General features: G+C 70.0%; 3 protein-coding genes and 1 pseudogene. All 4 read left to right on the forward strand.

Annotated features, from left to right (window positions below):
• The first annotated feature begins 3 nt into the window (after window positions 1–3).
• Window positions 4–1,719, forward strand: coding sequence for an amidase (locus DSP71_RS09225; RefSeq protein ID WP_113680949.1), 1,716 nt, complete (start codon window positions 4–6; stop codon window positions 1,717–1,719).
• Window positions 1,720–1,780: 61 nt separating this feature from the next.
• Window positions 1,781–2,632, forward strand: coding sequence for a tryptophan 2,3-dioxygenase (locus DSP71_RS09230; RefSeq protein ID WP_058632347.1), 852 nt, complete (start codon window positions 1,781–1,783; stop codon window positions 2,630–2,632).
• Window positions 2,632–3,594 carry a hydrolase gene (locus DSP71_RS09235; RefSeq protein WP_113680950.1) on the forward strand — a complete coding sequence of 321 codons (963 nt, stop codon included), beginning with the start codon at window positions 2,632–2,634 and terminating at the stop codon, window positions 3,592–3,594. The genes DSP71_RS09230 and DSP71_RS09235 overlap by 1 nt, the downstream gene beginning before the upstream one ends.
• Window position 3,595: 1 nt before the next feature.
• Window positions 3,596–4,010, forward strand: a pseudogene (locus DSP71_RS23455) (kynureninase); the annotation flags it as partial.

A 4,010-nucleotide genomic window follows, 5' to 3' on the forward strand; every position in this document is an offset into this window, starting at 1 on the left:
CTGATGGTCGACGTGGTCGAGGCGTCCATCGCCGACCTGCGCCGCGCCCTCGAGACAGGGGAGACGACGGCCGTCGCGCTGGTCGACGCGTATCTCGCACGCATCGCCGCGTACGACGCCCCCGCCACCGAGACCGCCCTGAACGCGGTCGTCGTCACGAACGCGGATGCACGGGACGAGGCCGCGGCCTCTGACGCACGCCGCGCCAGGGGCGAGGCTCGCGGTCCCCTCGACGGCATCCCGTACACCGCGAAGGACAGCTACCTCGTACGCGGGCTCACGGCCGCCGCAGGGAGCCCGGCATTCGCACAGCTCGTCGCTCAGCGCGACGCCTTCACGATCGAACGACTGCGCGCGGGGGGAGCGATCTGCCTCGGGCTGACGAACATGCCCCCGATGGCGAACGGCGGCATGCAGCGCGGTGTCTACGGCCGAGCCGAGAGCCCCTACAACGCCGCCTTCCTCACGGCCCCCTTCGCCTCGGGGTCGTCGAACGGATCAGGCACGGCGACGGCGGCGAGCTTCGCGGCCTTCGGACTCGGCGAGGAGACCTGGTCGAGCGGACGCGGGCCGGCCACCAACAATGCGCTGTGCGCCTACACACCCTCCCGCGGGGTGATCTCGACCCGCGGCAATTGGCCTCTCGTGCCGACCATGGACGTCGTGGTGCCGCACACCCGCACCATGGCGGACCTCCTCGAGGTGCTCGACGTGATCGTGGCCGACGATGCGGAGGTCCGTGGCGACTTCTGGCGCGCGCAGCCGTGGGTGCAGCTGCCCGCCGCATCCTCCCTCCGGCCGGAGTCGTATCCGGCGCTCGCGACGGAATCCGCCCTCCCCCTCGTCGGCGCCCGCATCGGCATCCCCCGGATGTACATCAACGCCGACCCGGATGCCGGCAGTGCCGAGAATCCCGGAGTCGGCGGCCCGACGGGCCGGCGCATCGAGACACGGGCGAGCATCATCGAACGCTGGGAGGCGGCGCGCCACGATCTCACCGCCGCGGGAGCGACCGTGGTCGAGGTGGACTTCCCCGTCGTCTCGAATTACGAGGGCGACCGACCGGGCGCACACATTATCGCCACCCGCGGCCTCGTGTCACCCGAATACCTGCACCGCGAGATCGTCGACCTCTCGGCATGGGCGTGGGAGGACTTCCTCCGGGCGAACGGCGATCCGGCCCTGCACTCGCTCACCGAGATCGACGGGGCGACGATCTTCCCGCATCCGGACGGCGCACTCCCCGACCGCTACACGGGCTTCGACGACGACATCGCCGAGTACCCCGGTTGGGTGCGCGACAACCCCGGCGTCGGGATCGCGGACATGCCCGAGCTCGAAAGCGGTCTGCGCGGCCTGGAGGAGACGCGTCGCCGCGACCTCGAAGTCTGGATGGACGTGCTGCGGCTCGATGCCGTCGTGTTCCCCGCGGTCGCGGATGTGGGCCCGGCTGACATGGACGTGAACCCGGAATCGGCCGACCTCGGGTGGCGCAACGGCGTGTGGATCGCGAACGGCAACCTCGCGATACGGCACCTCGGCATCCCGACGGTCACGGTGCCGATGGGGCTGATGGGCGATATCGGCATGCCGATCGGGCTGACGTTCGCGGGACGGGCCTACGACGACACGAGGCTGCTGCGCTTCGCCGCGGCATTCGAGGCTCTCGGCCGACCGGGCACACGGCGCACGCCGCCGCCCCGCACTCCCGCGCTCTGAATCCCGGAGGCATGACATAACACTCCTGTGACGCTCGCCACGAAAGTGATATGTTCGGCAGATGCACACCGAGAACGAACGCGCCCTCGAATCCGGCATCGTCACCGATCTGTCTGGGCGCATGACGTACGGCTCGTACCTGGCACTCGACCAGCTGCTCACCGCGCAGCACCCGGTGAGCGAACCCGAACACCACGACGAGATGCTGTTCATCATCCAGCACCAGACCACGGAGCTGTGGCTCAAGCAGCTGCTGCACGAGCTGTCGTCCGCGCGTCAGCTGCTGGCCAGGGACGACCTGCGCGAAGCCCTGAAGCGCATCGCCCGCGTGAAACGCATCCAGGACGTGATGACGCAGCAGTGGTCGGTGCTCGCGACGCTGACGCCCACCGAGTACGCGCAGTTCCGTGGGGCGCTCGGCAACTCTTCCGGATTCCAGTCCGTGCAGTACCGCGCCGTGGAGTTCGCCCTCGGCAACAAGAACGCGAAGATGTTGAGTGTGTTCGCCGACCACCCGGCCAACCTCGCGCTGCTCACCGCCGAGTGGGAGAAGCCGACGCTGTACGACGAGTTCCTGCGCTTCGCCGCCCGCCGCGGACTGCCGGTCCCGACGGAGATCCTCGAGCGTGACGTGCGGGAGCCCTATCGGGAGACACCGGCACTGGTGCCGGCGATCCGCGAGATCTACCAGGACCCGAGCCGTTACTGGGATCTGTACGAGGCCTGCGAAGACCTGGTCGACCTCGAGGACAACTTCCAGTTCTGGCGGTTCCGACACCTCAAGACCGTCGCTCGCACGATCGGCATGAAGGTCGGCACCGGCGGCTCCAGCGGCGTCGGCTTCCTGCAGCGCGCCCTGGATCTGACGTTCTTCCCCGAGCTCTACACCGTGCGCACGGAGATCGGCAGCTGATGCACGCTGCGACGTTCTTCGACGGGAGCGCGTGGCGCGAGGGCGTCGTCGAGCTCGTCGACGGGCGTGTGCGCCTGCGTGATGAGCGCCCCGCCCCCGGACTCCCCCGCATCGGAGGTGTCATCACGGGCGGATTCACCGACCACCACGTGCACCTGCAGCTGGTGGACCACACTCTGCTGGCAGGGTCTCGCCTCGGCCGCGTGGTCGACCTCGGCGGAAACCCCGAGGTGCTGCGTCAGCTCACGCCCACCGCCCGGCGCCACGTCGAGATCGACTTCGCCGGGGCGTTCCTGACCGCTCCTGGTGGCTATCCCTCCGACCGGGACTGGGCGCCGGAGGGATCGGTCCGCGAGATCACGGACGCGGACTCTGCCGCAGCCACGGTCTCCGGGATGGCGGATGCGGGTGCCACCTGCATCAAGGTCACCAGCAACAGCGGCGCAGGGCCGGTCTTCACCGACGAGCTGTTCCGCGCGATCGTCCGGGTCGCGGCCGACCACGACCTCCCCGTCGTCGCGCACGCCGAAGGTGCGGGTGAAGCGCAGCGGGTGGTCGCTCTCGGCGCAGCCGGGCTCGCCCACGCCCCGTTCACGGAGCGCCTCGACGATGACGAGATCGTGCGTCAGGCGGCCTCCGCCTCGTGGATCTCGACGCTTGCGATCCACGACGACCCCGAGCGTGCGACCGCGATCGACAACGTGCGCCGGTTCCACGCCGCGGGCGGCACCGTGCTCTACGGCACCGACCTGGGCAACGGACCGATGCCTGTCGACCTGAACCCGCACGAGGTCGGTGCCCTTCGCGAGGCCGGAGTCGACGACGCGGCCCTCCTGCGAGCGCTCGCCCCCGTGGATCCGCTCGACTCCGGATCGGTGCTCCTGCTCTTCCCCGTCAGCAGCTCCTCGTCGTTCGACCCCCTCGACGCCCGCCCCCTCACCCCCGCCGACCTGAAGGTGTGACATGACCGCGACTCCCGACGCCTCCCTGCTCGATCACGCTCGCGCCCTCGATGGGAACGACCCGCTGCGCGCTCACCTCGACGCCTTCTCAGAGGCACCGGGCGTCGACGCGTATCTCGACGGCAACTCGCTCGGGCGCCCGCTGCGCGACATGCCGGAGAAGCTCGCGACCTTCGTGCGCGACGACTGGGGCACGCGGTTGATCCGGTCCTGGGACGAGCAGTGGATGGCGCTGCCGATGGAGCTGGGGGACCGCATCGGACACGTCGCGCTGGGCGCCGCGGCCGGCCAGACCGTGGTGGCCGACTCGACGAGCGTGCTGATCTACAAGCTCATGCGTGCCGCCGCTGCCGCCGACCCCGCGCGCACCGAGCTCGTGATCGAGGCGGGCAACTTCCCCACCGACCGCTTCCTCG

The sequence above is a fragment of the Microbacterium sp. H6 genome (assembly GCF_003314775.1).
GTDB lineage: Bacteria > Actinomycetota > Actinomycetes > Actinomycetales > Microbacteriaceae > Microbacterium > Microbacterium oxydans.

Excerpts from the sequence above, each read along its gene's own strand:
- DSP71_RS09230 (WP_058632347.1), top strand. The coding sequence starts at position 1,781 with ATGCACACCGAGAACGAACGCGCCCTCGAATCCGGCATCGTCACCGAT.
- DSP71_RS09235 (WP_113680950.1), top strand. The coding sequence starts at position 2,632 with ATGCACGCTGCGACGTTCTTCGACGGGAGCGCGTGGCGCGAGGGCGTC.
- DSP71_RS09225 (WP_113680949.1), top strand. The coding sequence starts at position 4 with ATGGTCGACGTGGTCGAGGCGTCCATCGCCGACCTGCGCCGCGCCCTC.